Source organism: Lysobacterales bacterium (genome assembly GCA_016721845.1).
GTDB lineage: Bacteria > Pseudomonadota > Gammaproteobacteria > Xanthomonadales > Ahniellaceae > JADKHK01.
In genome coordinates this window covers 1-17836 of the sequence record JADKHK010000008.1, presented here as the reverse complement: position 1 = coordinate 17836, position 17836 = coordinate 1, and the positions used below count along the sequence as shown (strand labels likewise).

Below are 17836 nucleotides of genomic sequence, written 5' to 3'. Positions count from 1 at the left end.
GGACTCAGTCAGATGAGGCGCGCGATTGTGCCATGCCGGCATCGAGATACGCGGCGAGTCCGCGCATCACCAGAAGCGCATCGCGACGCGCCGGCGTTCCAAGTTGCGCAGCGAGCATCGGTGCATCGCCGCCGTGCAGGATGATCTGGGGCGCCGATTCAGCACGCATCGCCAGGCGCAGCACGCTGCGTTCGACCGAGCCCGCCAACGCGCACCAGATCCCGGACTCGAGTGCAGACGCGGTGTCGCTGGCGAAGTCCGTGCAATAGGCGCCTTCGTGCCAGTCGACGTTCGGCGCGGCCCGCGTCATTGCCTCGCGCATCAAGCGCAGGCCCGGCACGATCGATCCACCGAAATGCTGCCCGTCCGCGGCCAGCGCGTCGATGGTCATCGCCGTGCCGACACCAACCAGCAGTTGCAATTGCGCTGACTGCGACGCCGCGAGCAGCGCGAGGAATCGGTCGACGCCGAGTTTCTCCGGCTGTGCATAGGCGATGTGCAGGCGTCCGCACTGCGCCTCGGTCTGCGCGATGCGGATCGGAACCGTGGGGAAACGCACGCCGAGCAAGGCGCGCAGTGCATCCAGACGATGGCTGCGCGTCACGTTCGCAATCGCGATGCGCTCCGGTGCCGCGAGTTCGAGCGCATGCCACTGCGCGAGAAAGTCCGGCGCGTCCCAGGCCAGCGCGTCCAGCGCGCGCACGCCCGTGGCATCGCGACAGGCGATCTTCATCCGCGTGTTGCCGAGATCGAACAGCAAGTCCATCAGGCCAGTCTAATGCTGATCTCGCCGGCGTCGACCACGCGCATCGCCGCCTCGGTCTGCACCTGCAGGCGACCACGGTCGTCGATGCCGCGGGCGATGCCGGTCCAGCGGCCGTTCGCTTCATGCACGGTCACGCCGTGATCCACCAATGCATCGACTGCGCCCCAGCGCGCGACGAAGGGCGAAAAGCCCTCGCGGTCGAATTCCTGCAACGCCGCGAACAGTGCGTCGATGCAGATCGCGACCGCGACATTGCGCGGCATGGCGTCCGGCAAGTGCGTCGCGAGGTCGGTCACCGGCTGACCGAGCCCATCGCGTATCGCCGGCGGCAACGCGATGTTCAGCCCCAACCCGACCACCGCATGGCTCGGCCCATGGAACTCGCCGCCCGCTTCGACCAGCAGGCCGGCCAGCTTGCGGCCATCGATCCAGAGATCGTTCGGCCACTTCACCCGCACGTCGAGGCCCTGCGCGCGCCAGGCCTCGGCCAGGGCAATGCCGACCGCGAGGCTGAGTCCGCCGAGATCGGCGAGTCCGCGCTCGAAGCGCCAGAAAAGAGATCCGAGGAAGCCGGCTGCGAACGGCGAGGCCCACGTCCGTCCGCGTCGCCCGCGCCCGGCGGTCTGCGCTTCCGCCAGCAGCACGCTGCCGGACGCCAGACTGGCGGCATCGGCGCGCTGCGCGGCATTGGTCGAATCGATCACCGCCTCGATGCGCAGATCGCTCAGCGCCGCATTCGTCATCGCCGACAATCCGGCGCGGATTCGCGCCGCATCCAGACGCGCGATCGGCCGCGCCAGCGCATAACCGCTGCCGGCACGGCCTTCGATCTCGACCCCGAGCGCGCGCAAGGCTTCGATCTTCTTCCACACGGCCGCGCGCGACATCCCGAGCGCCCGCGCCAAGGCTTCGCCATTGTGTGCGGCGCCATTCCCGAGCAAATCGAGCAAAGCTTCAAGCGACTGCGGATTCATCGACGGAACAGGCGTGCCAGCACGCGCACCTTGTCGAAGCGGTTTTCGCTACCGGCACGCAGGCGCTGCACGTTCACGCGATGCGTGTACAGCAAGAACAACGCGATGACGGCGCCCGAGATCCACCATTCGATCGCGAGCGCGCCGCGCGTCAGCCCCCACGCCGCCGGCAACATCGTGAATCCGGCCAGGATCGAACCCAGTCCGACATAGCCGGTCGTGGTCAGCACCAGGGCGAACACCCCGATCATCGGCAGCAGCAGCATCGGCCACAACACCAGCAACAGACCGATCACGGTGGCGACGCCCTTGCCGCCACGGAAGCCGTGGAAGATCGGCCAGACATGGCCAAGTACCGCCGCGAAGCCGCAGCCAAGGGCGACGCGCAGTGCCATCGTCGCCTCGGCCTCGCCCTGCAATCCGATCCAGGTGGCCAAGGCCCCCTTGCCGACATCGATCAGCATGACGCCGAGCGCGAATCTCAGGCCTTGCGTCCGCAGGGCGTTGGTGCCGCCGGCATTGCCGCTGCCGAGGGTACGGATGTCGACGCCGCGCCAGCGCCCGAGCAGCAGGCTGCCGGAAACGGAACCGATCAGGTAAGCGACGAGCAGCTTGCCGACGACCACGAACATCACGGCTGCGGCGGCTCGTAGTCCTGCACGCCGATCACCAGTGACCCCGGCCCGGCATGCGCGCCGATCGCGACACCGGCCTCCATCACCCAGGCACGATCGATGTTGCGCACGCTGCGCAACAGGGTCGCATGCACGCGCTCCGCGTCTTCGGCGCAGTCGCAGTGACCGATGACGAGGCGCCACTGGCGCGAGGGATCGAGCCGCTTCGCGATATTGCGCGCGAACTTCTCGGGCAAGTCCTCGCGCCCCCAGACCGCACCGGCGAGACCGAGACGGCCATCGACCTTGCTCTTCACGACGGGCGAGAAGCGCAGCAGACGCGTCAGTGGTCCAGCCAGCTTCGGCGCACGACCTCCGCGAATGCCGTAGCGAATGTCCCTCACGACGGCGTACAGCGTGCTGCGCGGACGCATGCGCGCCAGACCCTCGACGATGCGTTCGGACGACCAGCCGGCGAGCGCGGCTTCGGCCGCCCAGATGGTCAGCAGACCCTGTCCGGCCGAGCCATTGCAACTGTCGAACACCGCGACACGCGCCGGATCGGTACGACTGGCGGCACTCTCGGCCGACTGCAGCGTGCCCGACAAACCCCGCGCCAGCGACACGTCGATGACCCGCTCGTGATGCGACAGCAGGAACTCGAACAGGCGACGGAAATCGCCCGGCGGCGGTTGCGAGGTGCGCGGCGGCACCGGGCTGGTGCGCAATTCGTTGTAGAACTCGCGGGGCGAGATCGACACGCGATCAAGGAAGTCACGCCCCCCGATCGACAACCGCACCGGCACCAGATGGATGTTCAGACGATCCATCGCCTCGGCCGGAATGTCCGCACCGGAATCGGCCACGATCGCGACCTGTTCGCGGCGCGAGTGCGCCGACTTCGATTGCGCGCGCATGTCGTCGGCTTTCTCGCGCGAGACCGCGCCGAAGCGCGCCGCGGTCTCGAACAACAGGGTCGGCTCGTCGAGATGGGCATGGATGCGCACCTTTTCGCGCGTCCCCGCGATGACCAGGCTTGAAATCGGCATCGCCAGCAACGCCGCTTTCAACGCGCCGCGATCGACCGCCTCGCTGCTGATCACGCACTCGGTGCAATAGCGGTGGCCTTCGGTGTATTCGCCACCCCGCGCAGTTTCCACCCCGGCAGCAGCCAGTTCTTCGGGCAGGTCGCTGTCGTCCGCGCGCCGCCCGGTCTCGATGAATTCGTCGATGCCTTCAAGCAGGTCGACGAAACCGAGTGCGCCGGCATCGACCACACCGGCGGCACGCAACGCCGCGAGTTGATCGGGCGTATGCCGGAGCGCCTCGCGGGCCACGGTCAAGGCATTGCGGAAGCCGGTGCGAAAATCGCGGCCGCAATCGGCCTGCTCGCGCAACGAGATCGCGAATGCCTGGATCACGCTCAGGATCGTGCCCTCGCGCGGTTCGGCCATGGCTTCGCGCGCCAGCGACGAGCCGCGCGACACCGCGCGCGCCAACGCGTCCGGAGTCAGGCGCTTGCTCGGGCCGAGCGCCTCGGACACGCCCTGGAAGAACTGCGCGAGGATGGCGCCGGAATTGCCGCGCGCGCCGTCGATCGCCTCGGCGGCGGCACGTCGCAACACTTCGCCGGCGCTCGCGAGTCTGGGCGCACGCACGCCCTGCAGTACGGCACTCAGGGTGAACGCCAGATTGGTCCCGGTATCACCGTCCGGCACCGGAAAGACGTTGATGCGATTGATCTCGTCGCGGCGGGCAATGACCCGCTGGATGCCCGCCATCAATGCCCGACGCAGGCCGTAACCCGACAGGCGTTGCACGCTGATCTGTGCAGCCAAGCGCTGCTCCCCTTGGAAACCGAGCCGCGAGTGTAGGCAGCGCAACCGGTTTCGGCTTGCTGCGCTGCGTCAACAACGGATGCAACCTTCCTGTGCCGTCGTGAATCCCAGCACTTGCGCTTTGAAAAACCCGGGGTCAGGATGCCGCCAAGCGTGCGGCGTCCGGCCCGTTCGTGACTTGGAGACTCCGATGTTCCGACCCGCCCTGTCGTTCGTTTTCGCGTCCCTCGCATTGCTCGCGTCGGCTACGGTCGTGGCCAAGACGTCGGTGTCGAGCCTGCAGCAGTCGGAACTGCCCTGCCCGTCCAATCGCAGCGATGCCGTGGATCTGGGCGAGCCGGCCGCAGCCGCCGCAACGGCGCCGGCCGTGGGCAACACCGTCGTGACCAAGCCGAGCAACAAGGCGGCTCGCCAGCGCTGGAAGGCCCTGCTGCCGGGCACGCTGAAGTCCGCCAGCTGATCGATGTTCGGGTGGCTGCAACGCGCGGCTCCGGTCGCGCTGGACGATGGGCAATGGGAACTCGTCCGCAGCGACGTTCGCCTGCTCGACAGGCTGGCGCCGGAAGCGCAGTCGCGCCTGCGCGATTGCATCGCACGCTTTCTCGTCGACAAGCGATTTCACGCGGCCCATGACCTCGTGATCGATCAACGCCTGCGCCTGATCGTCGCGGCGCAGTGCTGCCTGCCGGTCCTGCATCGACCGGATGACACGCTCTCCGGCTGGCGCGACGTGATCCTCTATCCGGGTGCGTTCCGCGCACGCCGCCACGAACACGATGAAGACGGCATCGCCCACGAATTCGACGAAGACCTGATCGGCGAGGCCGACGAACAGTCCGGTCCGATCGTGCTCTCGGTCGCCGACATCGAGGCCGATCTGGCCGAACCGTTTTCCGGCATCAACGTGATCCTCCACGAGATCGCCCACAAGATCGATGCCCGCGACGGCGCCTGCGACGGCGTGCCGGTGATCCGCGACCTCGCCGCACGCCGCCTATGGATCGCGACGATGCAGACCGCGTTCAATGCATTGCGCGATACTGTGGAAGCCGCCGACGAGGCCGATGCCGAACCCGATACGGCCATCGATCCGTATGCGGCCGAGTCGCCGGAGGAATTCTTCGCGGTTGCCACCGAGGCCTTTTTCTCCGATCCCGAGGCACTGCGCGAGTTCGACGCCGCCGTATTCGAACAGTTCCAGCGCTTCTATTCCGGCGCCCTCTGACTCAGGCCGGCGCCAACCGCTGCAGGTAGAGATCGAGTCCGACAGTACGGGCTTCGGCTGCCAGCGTCGCGATCGCGTTCGCGTTGTCTTCGCCGCGGGCCCGGGCCGCCAGCGCACGGCCGCGACGAACGATGAAGTCGCACAGCGGCAGCGACTCGTCGCAGGTGTAGCGTTCCAGCCGCCGGCAGTAGTGCTCGACCTCGTTCCAGGCGCCGCGCTCGATGGCAGACTCGATCGCCATCGCGGCGAACTCGATATGACAGTGGCCAAGCGCTCCCGCATCGAGCAGCACGACCGCCTCGTCGTTGAGCCGTTGACGCTCGCCTTCGTCGTCGCTCAATCGCGCGCATAGCCCGAGCGCGACCGGCCCGAAGAAATCCATGCCGTGACGTCGACAATAGGCAAGCGCCTCGTTCGCCGGGATACGCGCCGCATCACGACCGTCACGGCGCAACACGAGCATTGCGCGCATGACCCGCAATTCACCCTCGAAACGCTTTGCACCGAGCGCCTGGCTGATTCCGAGCGCATGCTGCAGCCGCTGCTCGGCCGGTTCGATCTCCCCCTTGCACCATCCCGCGAGCAAACCGATGGCAGCTTCCGCGATCATCTCCCCGCGCTGATGCGACACCGCACGCGCCAGCTCGCGCGCGCGATCGACGATGGCCAATGCCTCGTCGATCTGCATCAGATAGTAGGTGGCCCAGCCGACCATGTGCAGGTTCGCGACTTCGATCCGTCCAAAGCCATGCCGTTGGGCCAATGCAACGCAGCGTGCGAATTGCTCGCGCGCCGAGCGCATGTGTCCACGCACGTAGTAGGCGTCGCCCAATCCACCCAGCGCGTTGGCTTCCGCCTCGGGGGAACCGGCGACGAGCGCCTGGGCCAGCGCCGCCTCATGCTCGCGCAGGCAATCGTCGGCACGACCGATGCCGAAATGCAGGTTGCCGCGCAGATGGTGCAGGCGCGACAGCTCCAGGTGCAGGCCGTGCCTGCGCGCCAGCGGCTCGGCTTCGGCAAGCGCGGCAAGCCCGTCGTCGACACGCTCGATGATGCGCATGCCCGCCGCGATGCCGATCAAGGCGCGACAACGCACCGGCCCGTCGCCGGCCGTCGCCATCACCGCCTGCCAGGCCGCGATCGATTCGGATGCATGACCCAGATGGAGCAGGACGCGCGCGCGCATCGACAGCAGACCGATGCGATCCGCCGGCGCCGTGGCCAATTCCAGACCGCGCGCAGTGAGTGCCAGCGCCCGTTCATAGCGATAACGCGCGACCTCCTGCTCGCTTGCTGCCCAATAGGCGCCGGGCGCGCGTTCGTCGCCGGCCAGATCATAGTGCTCGGCCGCGAGTGCGGCGTCTCGTTCGGCAAACCATTCCGCGGCGAGCGCATGCAATCGGCGACGCCGCGACTTCAGCAGCGATTCGTACGCGCCATCGCGAATCAGCGCATGCCAGAACAGGTAGCCATCGGCCTCCGGTCGCACCAGATGCTGGTCGAGCAGGACATGACAATGCGCCTGCGGGTCGCCCAGCAGATGTCGCAGTGCATCCAGCGAGAAACGCTGCCCGATCACGGCCGCAGCCTGCAGCATGGCCCGATCCACGGCAGGCAGGCGGTCCATGCGCGCCAGCACCAGGCCCTGGATGGAGCCGGGCAAGGGCTGGGCCACGGTCTCGTCGGCATTCAGCAGCAGCTGTTCGAGGAAGAGCGGATTGCCCTCGGCGCGCTCGATGCAGCGTTGCGCAAGCGCCTGTGGCACATCTGCATATTGATCGGCGAGACCGGCCATGTCCTGCATCGACAATGGATGCAGGTCGAGCGCTTCCGTTGCGAGCGCCGACAGTCCGCCGGGATCCTGCTCGCGCCGCGTGGTCACCACCAGCAGCACTCGTTCAGCACGCGCCAACTCGGCAAGCGATGCCAACCGCGCCAGCGTCCAGGTATCGGCCCAATGCGCGTCCTCGATCAGCAGGAATTGCGGCTGCAACAAGGATGCCGATCGCGCCAGCTCGACCAGCATGCCCTGCACGCCGAGATCGCGCGTCGCTTCATCCATGACCGAGGCCATTGCCCGCAATTCCGGACGCAGATCGTGGTCAAGCAGTGCCGCGAGGAAGACTTCGTGCTCTGCTGCCAGCGATGGTTTGGGTGCGATCGCAGCCAGTCCTTGCGCCAGCGCGCGGACCGCATCGCGGCCACGCTCGGCACCGAAGTCGAGCACCAGCGCACGATGCAGGACGAAGCCGGCGCGCGCGGCGCGCGCACCCAATTCCGTCGCCAACCGCGACTTGCCGATGCCGGCATCACCGCGCATCAGGATCAGACCCCCGCGTCCCTGCGTCAGGCAGTCCTGCATCCGCCGCTCGAAACGCGCGACCTCCTCGGCGCGACCGATCAGCGGACGCTGCGCCTGCAGCGTCGACGCACGCGCACCGAGGATGCGCCAAGGCACGATCGGCTTTTCCTTGCCGCGGACTTCCGTCGCGACGCCGGCCACACCCTCGAACTCGCCGGCAACGTCGCGCCATGTGTCCTGGCTGACGACGATCTCGTCCTTGTCGGCCAGATGGAGCAGGCGTGCAGCGGTATTGACCACGTCGCCGGTCAGCGCGAACTTGCCATCGCGCGAATCGCTGCGCCGCGCCACGATCAGGCCGGTATTGATGCCGCTGTGCATGGTCAGCGCGCGGCCGATGCGCGATGCGACCTCTGCGGCGATGTCGCGCACTTCCCGATGCAATTCGGACGCGGCGCGCACGGCGCGCACGGCATCGTCACGATGCGCGGTCGGAATACCGAACAGGGCCACGACTTCGTCGCCGACGAACTGGTTGATGATGCCGCCGTGGCGGGCGATGACCGTGGTCGCCGCGCGCTTGACCCGGTCCATGATCGCCTCGACTTCCTCGGGATCGAGGCATTCGTTCAGGGCGGTGTAGCCGGACAGGTCGGAGAACAGGATGGTGGCGTGGCGGCGCTCACCGTCGTCCGCCCCGGTGACGCGATGACCGCATTCCGGGCAGAACTTCGCCGTTTCCGGCAACGGATGAGCACAGGCCGCGCAGTTCATGGCCGACATGATACGCGCCCGACGGTGCGCCATCCGCCCGCATGCTAATCTCGGCGCCGCTTGCGGGAGAGATCGACGCGGACCACCGGTCCGGTGTCGGCGCCGAAGGAGCAACCGCCCCGGAAACTCTCAGGCAGAAGGACCGCGAGCAGCAGCAGAACATCTGGAAAGAGGCGCACATCCCCGGATGCCGCGCCCGCCGAAGGGATAACGCTCTCAGGCACGGATACAGATGGGGCCCTCACACGGCGTTCGCACGCCTGCCCGTCCCCATTCGAGAGCCCGCCATGTCCGCACCGGTTTCCCTGCGCCAGCCCCACGTCGCCCGCGATTTCGCCGACCGCCATATCGGCCCTGCACCGCAGGAACAGCGTGAAATGCTCGATGCCATCGGCGCGACCAGCCTCGATGAACTGATCGCGCAGACCGTTCCCGCGAGCATTCGCATGGGCGGTGCGCTGACCTCGATGGGTGCCGCGCTGAGCGAGGTCGATGCGCTGGCCCGTCTGCGCGAACTCGCCAACCGCAACCAGGTCTTCACGTCGCTGATCGGCCAGGGTTATTCGGGCACGCTTCTGCCCGGCGTCATCCAGCGCAACATCCTCGAGAACCCGGCCTGGTACACGGCCTATACGCCGTATCAGCCGGAGATCTCCCAGGGCCGCCTCGAAGCCCTGCTGAACTTCCAGACGATGGTCTGCGAACTGACCGGACTCGACGTCGCGAATGCCTCGCTGCTCGATGAAGGCACCGCCGCCGCCGAAGCCATGGCCGTGGCCGAGCGGTCGAGCAAGTCGAAGTCGACGACGTTCTTCGTCGATGCCGACTGCCATCCGCAAACCATCGCCGTCGTGAAGGTGCGTGCCGAACCGCTGGGCTGGCACGTGGTCGTCGGCAATCCGGAGACGGACCTCGACGCGTCTGCGGTGTTCGGCGCGATTTTCCAGTACCCGGGCACGCGTGGCGATGTCCGCGACTACCGCGGCGCCATCGCCCGACTGAAAGCGGCGGGTGCGATCAGCGTGCTCGCCGCCGATCCGCTGGCGCTCACCCTGCTGACGCCGCCCGGCGAACTCGGCGCCGACATCGCCATCGGTTCGACGCAACGTTTCGGCGTGCCGATGGGCTACGGCGGCCCGCATGCCGCCTACATGGCGGTGCGCGACGCGATCAAGCGCTCGATCCCGGGCCGTCTCATCGGCCTGTCCATCGATTCACGCGGCCAGCCCGCCGCGCGCCTCAGCCTGCAGACGCGCGAACAGCACATCCGCCGCGAGAAGGCGACCTCGAACATCTGCACGGCGCAGGTGCTGCTGGCGGTCATCGCTTCGATGTACGCGCTCTATCACGGCCCGGAAGGACTGAAGGCGATCGCGCAAGCGGTGCATCGTCGTACGGCGACGCTGGCGGCCGGTTTGCGTCAACTCGGTTTCAAGGTCGACCAGGACGCGTTCTTCGATGCGATCACCGTCGATGCCGGCGCGAACCGTGCGGCGATCGTCGAGCATGCGCTTGCGGCGAAGATCAACTTCCGTCATTTCGCCGATGGCCGCATCGGCATCGCGCTGGACGAGACCACGACCGACGCCGTCGTCGAACAAGTCTGGGCAGCGTTCGGTGGCCGGCTGAGTTTTGTCGACATCGCGAGCAAGACGGCAGACGCCATCCCCGCCGACCTTGCGCGCAAGGGCAGCTGCCTGAAGCATCCGGTGTTCAATCGCTACCGCACCGAAACCGAATTGCTGCGCTACATGCGCAAGCTCGCCGACCGCGATCTCGCGCTTGACCGCGCCATGATCCCGCTCGGTTCCTGCACGATGAAATTGAATGCGACCTCCGAGATGGTGCCGATCACCTGGCCCGAATTCGGCGCGCTGCATCCGTTCGCGCCGGCCGAGCAGACGCATGGCTATCGCGAGATGTTCGAAGATCTGAAACGCTGGCTGGTCGAGATCACCGGCTACGACGCCGTGTCGCTGCAGCCGAACTCCGGCAGCGCAGGGCGAGTTCTCCGGCCTGCTCGCGATCCGCGCCTATCATCGCTCGCGCAACGAGGGACATCGCAAGGTCTGTCTGATTCCGTCGAGCGCGCACGGCACCAATCCGGCGTCGGCACAGATGGTCGGCATGGACGTCGTGGTCGTGAATTGCGATGTCGAGGGCAATGTCGATCTCGCCGATCTCAAGGCGAAGGCCGAGAAGCACAGCGCGAATCTTGCCGCATTGATGGTTACTTATCCGTCCACGCATGGCGTGTTCGAGGAGCAGATCCGCGAGATCTGCGACTTGGTGCACCAGCATGGCGGCCAGGTCTACATGGACGGTGCCAACATGAATGCGCAGGTTGGCCTCAGCCAGCCCGGCCAGTTCGGTGCCGACGTGTCGCACCTTAATCTGCACAAGACCTTCTGCATTCCGCACGGCGGCGGTGGCCCCGGCATGGGCCCGATCGGCGTGAAGGCGCACCTCGCGCCGTTCCTTCCGGGTCATCCGGAACTCGACGGCGGTACCGCGCCGGTCGGTCCGGTCTCGGCCGCGCCATACGGCTCGTCGTCGATCCTGCCGATCAGTTATGCCTACATCCTGATGATGGGCGGCGAGGGCCTGAAGCTGGCGACCGAGATCGCGATCCTCAATGCCAACTACATCGCCGCGCGCCTCGATCCGCATTTCCCGGTGCTGTACAAGAACCACAACGGCCGCGTCGCGCACGAGTGCATCGTCGATCCGCGTGCGCTCAAGAACAGCAGCGGCGTCAGCGTCGACGACATCGCGAAGCGTTTGATCGACTATGGCTTCCATGCGCCGACGATGAGTTTCCCGGTGCCCGGCACCCTGATGATCGAGCCGACCGAATCGGAGTCGAAGTACGAGATCGATCGCTTCTGCGACGCGATGATCGCGATCCGCAACGAGATCGCCGACGTGGAAAATGGCCGCTACACGATCGAACAGAGCCCGCTGCGCCATGCACCGCACACCGTGCACGACCTGACCGACGCCGAGTGGACCCGCGCCTACTCGCGCGACGAAGCCGTGTTCCCCGGCGGCATGTCCCGCCAGGACAAGTACTGGAGCCCGGTCAATCGCGTCGACAACGCCTACGGCGACCGCAATCTCGTCTGCATCTGCCCCACCCCGGACGAGTACCGCGACGAGGCGGCGTGAGCGACGCCGTACAGCAGTCCAAGAGAAAACGGCGCCGAAAGGCGCCGTTTTCCTGTCGCTGCCTGACTAGCCGACTCAGCGCCCGATCTGCTTGCGCGCGGCTTCGACGATCTTGTCGACGGTGAAGCCGAAGTACGGGTAGAGCTTCTCGGCCGGGGCGGAGGCGCCGAAGCGGTCGATGCCGATGACGTGGCCGTCGAGGCCCACGTACTTGCGCCAGAAGTCGCTGACGCCGGCTTCGATGGCGACGCGTGCGCGGCACCACGAGGGCAACACGCCTTCGCGCCATTCGATCGGCTGGGCGTCGAAGATCTGCGTGCAAGGCATCGACACCACGCGTACGCCGATGCCTTCGCCGTCGAGTACGCGCGCGGCGTCCATCGCCAGACCGACTTCGGAGCCGGTGGCGATCAGGATCAATTCGACCTTGGCATTCAGCGGATCGAGCAGCACATAGCCGCCACGTTCGATGTCGAGCAGCTGCTGCTCGGTGCGCAGCTGGTGCGGCAGGTTCTGGCGACTGAAGACGAGGCAGCTCGGCCCGGCCTTGCGTTCGATGGCGTGCTTCCATGCCATCGCGGTTTCGACGGTGTCGCAGGGTCGCCACACCGGATTGTTCGGGATGTAGCGCAACGACGCGAGGTGTTCGACCGGCTGGTGCGTCGGACCGTCTTCGCCGAGGCCGATGGAATCGTGCGTGTAGACGTGGATGGCCTGCGCCGGAATCAGCGCGCTCATGCGCACCGCATTGCGGGCGTAGTCGCTGAAGACCAGGAAGGTCGCGTCATACGGCACGAAACCGCCGTGCAGCGCCAGACCGTTCGAGATGGCGCTCATGCCGAATTCGCGCACGCCGTAATAGACGTAGTTGCCTTCCCCCCCCGCAGTGTTGACGTTCTTCGAACCCTTCCACAGGGTCAGATTCGAATGCGCGAGATCGGCGCTGCCACCGATCAGTTCCGGCAACAGCGGACCGAAGGCGTCGAGCGCCATTTGCGAGGCCTTGCGCGACGCGACCACCGGACCTTCGGCCTGCAGCTTGCGCGCATACGCGAGCGCGTTGGTACTGAAATCGGCCGGCAGTTCTCGCGCCATGCGACGCTTGAACTCGGCGGCGAGTTCGGGGTACGCCTGTTCGTACCGCGCGAACAACGCGTTCCATTCGGACTCCCAGCGCCCGCCCTTGGCATTCGCGTTCCAGCCTTCATAGACTTCATCCGGCACCACGAAGGGCGCATGCGCCCAACCCAATGCGTCGCGCGCGCCGGCGATCTCGTCCTTGCCGAGCGGTGCGCCGTGCGCACTTTCCTTGCCGGCCTTGGTCGGCGCGCCGAAACCGATCGTCGTGCGACAGCAGATCAGTGTCGGCATGTCGGGATCGAGCGCGGCGGAAACGAGCGCGGCCTTGATCGCTTCGGCGTTGTGGCCATCGACACCGGTGATGACCTCCCAACCGTAGGACTCGAAGCGCGCCTTGGTATCGTCAGTGAACCAGCCACGGACCTGGCCGTCGATCGAAATGCCGTTGTCGTCGTAGAGCGCGATCAACTTGCCGAGCTTGAGCGTGCCCGCCAACGAGCAGACCTCGTGCGAGATGCCTTCCATCAGGCAACCGTCACCGAGGAAGACGAAAGTGTTGTGGTCGACAATGTCGTGACCGTCGCGATTGAAGCGCGCGGCCAGCACCTTCTCCGCAAGCGCGAAGCCGACGGCATTCGCGAGACCCTGGCCGAGCGGGCCGGTGGTCGTCTCGATCGCGGGATGCTCGTGTGCCTCGGGATGTCCCGCGGTCTTCGAATGCAGCTGACGAAAGGCCTTGAGTTGCTCAATGGGCAGGTCGTAGCCGCTTAGGTGCAGCAGCGAATACAGCAGCATCGAGCCGTGTCCGTTCGAGAGCACGAAACGATCGCGGTTCGGCCAGCGCGGATTGGCCGGGTTGTGACGCAGGAAGTCGTTCCACAGCACTTCGGCAATGTCGGCCATGCCCATCGGCGCGCCTGGATGGCCGGACTTGGCGGCCTCGACGGCGTCCATCGACAAGGCACGGATGGCATTCGCCAGATCACGACGGTTCGGCATGGCAGTTCTCGCAAGAGGGGAGGCGGACGCGACGGACGCGAAGACCACTATTGTCCCGGCAGCCGCCGGATGCGGCAACCGCGAGCCCACGCCGCCCGGGAAACGCCCCGCCTCAGATCAGTCCGTGATTGCGGCGCATTTCGTCGTACGTCTGCGGCCGCCCGATCAGATACCCCTGCACGTAGCGGCAATTCAACGCGGCAAGCGCGTCGAGCTGGGCCTGGGTTTCGACCCCTTCGGCCACGATGTCGGATTCGAGTGCATGCACCATCTGCACGATGGCCTGCACGATCGCGTGACAACGCGGCGCGTCCAGCATCTGCCGCACGAAGCCCTGGTCCAGTTTCACGGTCGAGAATTGCAGCTTGTGCAGATGTCCGAGATTGGAATAGCCGGTGCCGAAATCGTCCAGCGCAACCTTGATCCCCAGCTCGCCGCAGCGACTGATCAACTCGCCGACCTTTTCGAAGTCCAGCATCAGACTTTCGGTGACCTCGATCTTGATCGCGCGTGCATCGATCCCGTGTTTCTCGGAGATCGCCGTGACCACGCCCAGCATGTCCGCCTCGGCGAGTTGTCGACCCGACATATTCACGGCAATGAAGGGCAAGGGTGACACGCCCTGGGCCGAGAGCTTCGCCAAGGTTTCGGCGACGCGATCCAGCACGTACTCGCCAATCGGCAGGATCAGCGAGGTCTCTTCGGCCAGGGCGATGAATTCGGCCGGAGAAATCGCTCCGCGCACAGGGTGCGTCCAGCGCACCAGCGCCTCGTAGCCGCTGATGCGCTGCTCGCGGACTTCGTAGATCGGCTGAAAGCGAACTTCCAGTGACCGCGCGATCAGCGAGTCGCGCAGTTGCGTTTCGAGATGAATCTTCGCGACCGCCTGATCGTCGTATCCGTCAGCGTCGTGCGCGACCTTGTTGCCGTGGGCGGGCAAGGCCGGCGCTTCGCCACTGCGCAGCGCCTGCAACGCCGACCGATACCGACTGAGTTGGCCCTTGAGCAGGGCCCGCACGATCGGATCGGAGTTGTCGATGCGCTCGTTGATTTGCGCACGGTCCACTTCGATCAGGCTCGCCTCGCCCATTGCGCGCGCAGTCGCCGTGCGCGGCGCATCGTCGATCACGGCCATTTCGCCGAGCAAGTCTCCCGGACCGAGCACGCTCAGGACCATCGGTACGCCTTCCTTGACAGTCAGGATCTCGATCTCGCCGGACTCGACCAGATAGGCCGAGGTCGGCGGATCACCCTCCCTGAACACGATCTCGCCGGGTGTGAGATGCAGGCGTTTGCTGCTCATGATCGGCTCCGCATGGGTGTTTACGATGCTAACAGCGTCCCGAGCGGGCGGGATCCCACAAACAGGAAGGCCGCCCGAAGGCGGCCTCCTGCTGAACAACCCCGATGAAGCTTAGGGGATCGTGACAGAGCAAGTGGTGTCGCTACCGTCTCCACCCAAGGCCACCGAGCACGTCTGGGTACCGGCCGGGCAAGATGCGCACGCCAAGCCCCAGGTTGCATTGCCAGACGCGGTCATCGTGACCGTATCCAGCGGATGGAATGTTCCGATGCAGGAACCTGCACCGACACATTGAAGCGCTCCAGTCGGGTTCGTCGACATCACCGAGCCAGCGGTACCCAAGGTCACGGTCAATGTGGCAATGGGGCAACCAGCGGGCGGGGTCGGGCTGAACAAGTCGCAAATATCGCGCGTGCCCCAGACGATCTCGACCGACGCCTCGTTGTTGATGGTGCGGAAAGTGCATCCTGCATCTCCGCCACCACCGCCGGCGCCACCAACAATATCGAATCCGTCGGCATCGACGATGGTCGTGGTCTCGCCTTGCGCATTCGTGTTGCCCGGATGCGTCGAAATGTTCAGGAACTGCGGCGAAGTCGCGTCGCAGCTGCCGACAATCAACACGCCTGGAACACGCGTGCCACGGGAATCGACCAGACGCAGGGTGAACAAGCGAGCACCATCACCGTAGGTGCGGCTCGGGAACGCATAGAGGTAGTAGTTGTTGTTGACGCGAATGGTGACGTCGTCCTTGAGCGCGCCCAAGCTGAAGATGACTTTCGGCGGCGCTGAATCGGTGGAATCGGAATTCGGCACGCCCGAAGTCACGACGGTCGCGTTGACGCAACCATCCGAACCCGTGAGGTTGGCGAGAGAGCCAGAACCTGCGGTGCCGTCGACCGTGCCGTTGCCAAACAGGTCCTGGAAGGTGAACTGCAGGCGCACGTTTGAGACACCCTGACCCGTCGCATCATTCAGACATACACGGACCTGCACGGTCGTGTTGCCGGCAATCGGGTCCGGCGATGCAACCAGCGTTCCCGGGGCGATGCCCGGCAATCGCAGGTATTCGGCGTCGGTCACCAGTTCGGGAGCCCCGTTCACGACGTCGCCATTGCCCTGCGCGTAGAGCACAGACAGCTTGCCGATCTTTGCAGCAGGATACGCAATCCTGGCGAAGGCGACGCCAAACTGGTCAGTGAACGCAGCGGGCGTGACATTGGCATCCTCGGCGCGGCCGATGACATACGGCAGCACCGGACCATTGTTGACGCTGGCGCCGGTATCGTCATTGTGATTGAAGCGCTGGGTGACCGTCAGGTTGCTGTTGTTCGGCACCGTCGCGACACGTCGTGCGCTTTCCAGGTCACGATTGCCGTTGGACTCCTCGCCGAACACGATGACCGTGTCGTTCGGGCCCGCGCCACCGCCAGCAGTCTTGAACGCGCCAGTCGGTGCGTTGAAGCCCGTACCACCTTCCTGCGGGTCGCCATCGACACCGTGGATCGCGAAACTGCCCGCTGACTGCGGACCATCGATCGAGCCGAAGCGAATCTCGGTGCCCGGAATCACCGGGTTGCCGTAACGATCAGTCGCGAGGGCGGACACATTGAACACGTAGCTGCCGGTATTCTGGTCAGCAACGCCGTCGTTGAACACGATTTCGCTGATCGACTCGCTGGTCGGTGTCGTGATGTCGAGGTCAAACAGGCGACCATCGCCGACCGTGACACTGGACAACGCGGAGACCGGATCGGAAATGCCATTGTCGACATTGTTGTCGGCACGGTCCGAGGTGGCCTTGATCTGGAATGTTCCGACGCGCGTCCCAGCCTGGTAGCTCAAATTGGCAATGCCCTGGACCGTGCGCGTATTGACCGTGACACCGGCGCTGGATGAACCATTGGCCGACACCGCCTGCAATCGCTCGCCACCTTGTGCGCCACCGACGATTTCGATCTGCACGTTGTTGAAGGCCACGCCACTGGCTGCTGGGTCAGGAACTTCAAGACCATTGCCGTCAAGCACGCGAGCAGTCAACTGGTCGGTCGTATTGCCACCAGAATTGCTGGCGTAAACATAGCGGCCCGCACGAGTCAGCGACAACGATGCCGGCAATCGCGGCGAACCCTGAATGACATTGAACGTCAAGGTCTGGCTGAGCGACTCCTGTGTATCCGGATCAGAGCCCGTGATCGCGACGCTGAAGGTCGACAGTCGTTGTGCGGAATGCACGAAAATCGTTGCACGGCCGCCAGTGATCTTGACCGACCCGGTGTTCAAGATCGTGGTGAACTCGTCTCCCGCCGTCGAGCCGTCGTTCGGTGTCGAATATCCATTTACGGTATCGATGAAGGGCGTCGCGGACACACCGAGTGTCGAACCATCATTCACCAAGGAACCATCCAGACGGCGCCATTCGAGCGTGACGTCGGCGATGTAAGGCGAGCCATAGAACGGCGACACCGCGAACGCATTTGCCGGCAAGGTGGTCGTCGTCGGCGTCATCTTGAGACGCGGATCGGTCGAGGCACCAGCGGCAATCGAAATTGTTGCGGACGCGGAAATTTGAGCCGAACCCGACGCGGTATTGGTCGCCGTCGCGGTCAGCGTTGCCGAACCCACTGCACGACTGTGGAAACGAAACAGGGCATTACCGCCGCTGGTTGTTGCAGTGATGCGTTCACCAATGACTGCGCCCGCGCCGACACGCTGAAGTGACGACACGAGGCCGAGACTGCCTGAGGAAACCTGCAGGGTCACCTGCGTGCCATCTGTGACTGGAGCGCCATT

The 17836-nt window shown here is 65.6% G+C and carries 10 protein-coding genes, 1 pseudogene and 1 riboswitch; of the genes and pseudogenes, 3 read left to right on the top strand and 8 right to left on the bottom strand.

Translation table 11 applies throughout. The features are described from left to right. Positions 1-4 precede the first annotated feature (4 nt). The 4 genes from IPP28_05580 to IPP28_05565 are packed head-to-tail and all read right to left on the bottom strand — an operon-like array spanning position 5 to position 4192. Positions 5-766, bottom strand: coding sequence for a type III pantothenate kinase (locus IPP28_05580; protein ID MBL0040517.1), 762 nt, complete (start codon positions 764-766; stop codon positions 5-7). Next, positions 766-1740 carry a biotin--[acetyl-CoA-carboxylase] ligase gene (locus IPP28_05575; GenBank protein MBL0040516.1) on the bottom strand — a complete coding sequence of 325 codons (975 nt, stop codon included), beginning with the start codon at positions 1738-1740 and terminating at the stop codon, positions 766-768. Before IPP28_05575 ends, IPP28_05580 begins: the two co-directional genes overlap by 1 nt. Next, on the bottom strand, positions 1737-2372 hold the full coding sequence (plsY, locus tag IPP28_05570) for a glycerol-3-phosphate 1-O-acyltransferase PlsY (protein ID MBL0040515.1): 636 nt from the start codon (positions 2370-2372) through the stop codon (positions 1737-1739). The genes IPP28_05575 and plsY overlap by 4 nt, the downstream gene beginning before the upstream one ends. After that, positions 2372-4192 (bottom strand): DegV family EDD domain-containing protein, encoded by a 1821-nt coding sequence (locus tag IPP28_05565; protein MBL0040514.1) that lies wholly within the window; start codon positions 4190-4192, stop codon positions 2372-2374. The genes plsY and IPP28_05565 overlap by 1 nt, the downstream gene beginning before the upstream one ends. 190 nt (positions 4193-4382) lie before the next feature. Between IPP28_05565 and IPP28_05560 the strand changes: the two genes are divergently transcribed. Together IPP28_05560 and IPP28_05555 are read left to right on the top strand one after the other, a co-directional pair. Beyond that, a complete protein-coding gene (locus IPP28_05560; protein MBL0040513.1) occupies positions 4383-4652 on the top strand; it encodes a hypothetical protein in 270 nt (89 codons plus the stop codon). A 3-nt stretch (positions 4653-4655) separates the two neighbouring features. Next, complete coding sequence (locus IPP28_05555) at positions 4656-5417, top strand: zinc-dependent peptidase (GenBank protein MBL0040512.1); 762 nt, start codon at positions 4656-4658, stop codon at positions 5415-5417. Position 5418: 1 nt separating this feature from the next. On the opposite strand, the gene IPP28_05550 is transcribed toward IPP28_05555, so the two are convergent. After that, positions 5419-8502, bottom strand: a complete 3084-nt coding sequence (locus tag IPP28_05550) for an AAA family ATPase (protein ID MBL0040511.1) — start codon at positions 8500-8502, stop codon at positions 5419-5421. A 44-nt stretch (positions 8503-8546) separates the two neighbouring features. Next, positions 8547-8648, top strand: a riboswitch (glycine riboswitch). A gap of 132 nt (positions 8649-8780) precedes the next feature. On the opposite strand from IPP28_05550, the pseudogene gcvP reads away from it, so the two are divergent. Then, positions 8781-11661: pseudogene (gcvP, locus tag IPP28_05545) on the top strand (aminomethyl-transferring glycine dehydrogenase). Between the two features lie 75 nt (positions 11662-11736). Here gcvP and tkt read toward each other — a convergent pair. From tkt to IPP28_05530, 3 genes are all read right to left on the bottom strand, one after another. Continuing rightward, on the bottom strand, positions 11737-13740 hold the full coding sequence (tkt, locus tag IPP28_05540) for a transketolase (GenBank protein ID MBL0040510.1): 2004 nt from the start codon (positions 13738-13740) through the stop codon (positions 11737-11739). 112 nt (positions 13741-13852) lie between these two features. Then, positions 13853-15043 carry an EAL domain-containing protein gene (locus IPP28_05535; protein MBL0040509.1) on the bottom strand — a complete coding sequence of 397 codons (1191 nt, stop codon included), beginning with the start codon at positions 15041-15043 and terminating at the stop codon, positions 13853-13855. Between the two features lie 111 nt (positions 15044-15154). Next, positions 15155-17806, bottom strand: a complete 2652-nt coding sequence (locus IPP28_05530) for a hypothetical protein (GenBank protein MBL0040508.1) — start codon at positions 17804-17806, stop codon at positions 15155-15157. Positions 17807-17836 lie beyond the last annotated feature (30 nt).

What these genes read in the sequence shown, in the direction of transcription:
- IPP28_05580 (MBL0040517.1), bottom strand. Translation starts at nt 766, where the DNA reads ATGGACTTGCTGTTCGATCTCGGCAACACGCGGATGAAGATCGCCTGT.
- IPP28_05575 (MBL0040516.1), bottom strand. Translation starts at nt 1,740, where the DNA reads ATGAATCCGCAGTCGCTTGAAGCTTTGCTCGATTTGCTCGGGAATGGC.
- plsY (MBL0040515.1), bottom strand. Translation starts at nt 2,372, where the DNA reads ATGTTCGTGGTCGTCGGCAAGCTGCTCGTCGCTTACCTGATCGGTTCC.
- IPP28_05560 (MBL0040513.1), top strand. Translation starts at nt 4,383, where the DNA reads ATGTTCCGACCCGCCCTGTCGTTCGTTTTCGCGTCCCTCGCATTGCTC.
- IPP28_05555 (MBL0040512.1), top strand. Translation starts at nt 4,656, where the DNA reads ATGTTCGGGTGGCTGCAACGCGCGGCTCCGGTCGCGCTGGACGATGGG.
- IPP28_05550 (MBL0040511.1), bottom strand. Translation starts at nt 8,502, where the DNA reads ATGTCGGCCATGAACTGCGCGGCCTGTGCTCATCCGTTGCCGGAAACG.
- tkt (MBL0040510.1), bottom strand. Translation starts at nt 13,740, where the DNA reads ATGCCGAACCGTCGTGATCTGGCGAATGCCATCCGTGCCTTGTCGATG.
- IPP28_05535 (MBL0040509.1), bottom strand. Translation starts at nt 15,043, where the DNA reads ATGAGCAGCAAACGCCTGCATCTCACACCCGGCGAGATCGTGTTCAGG.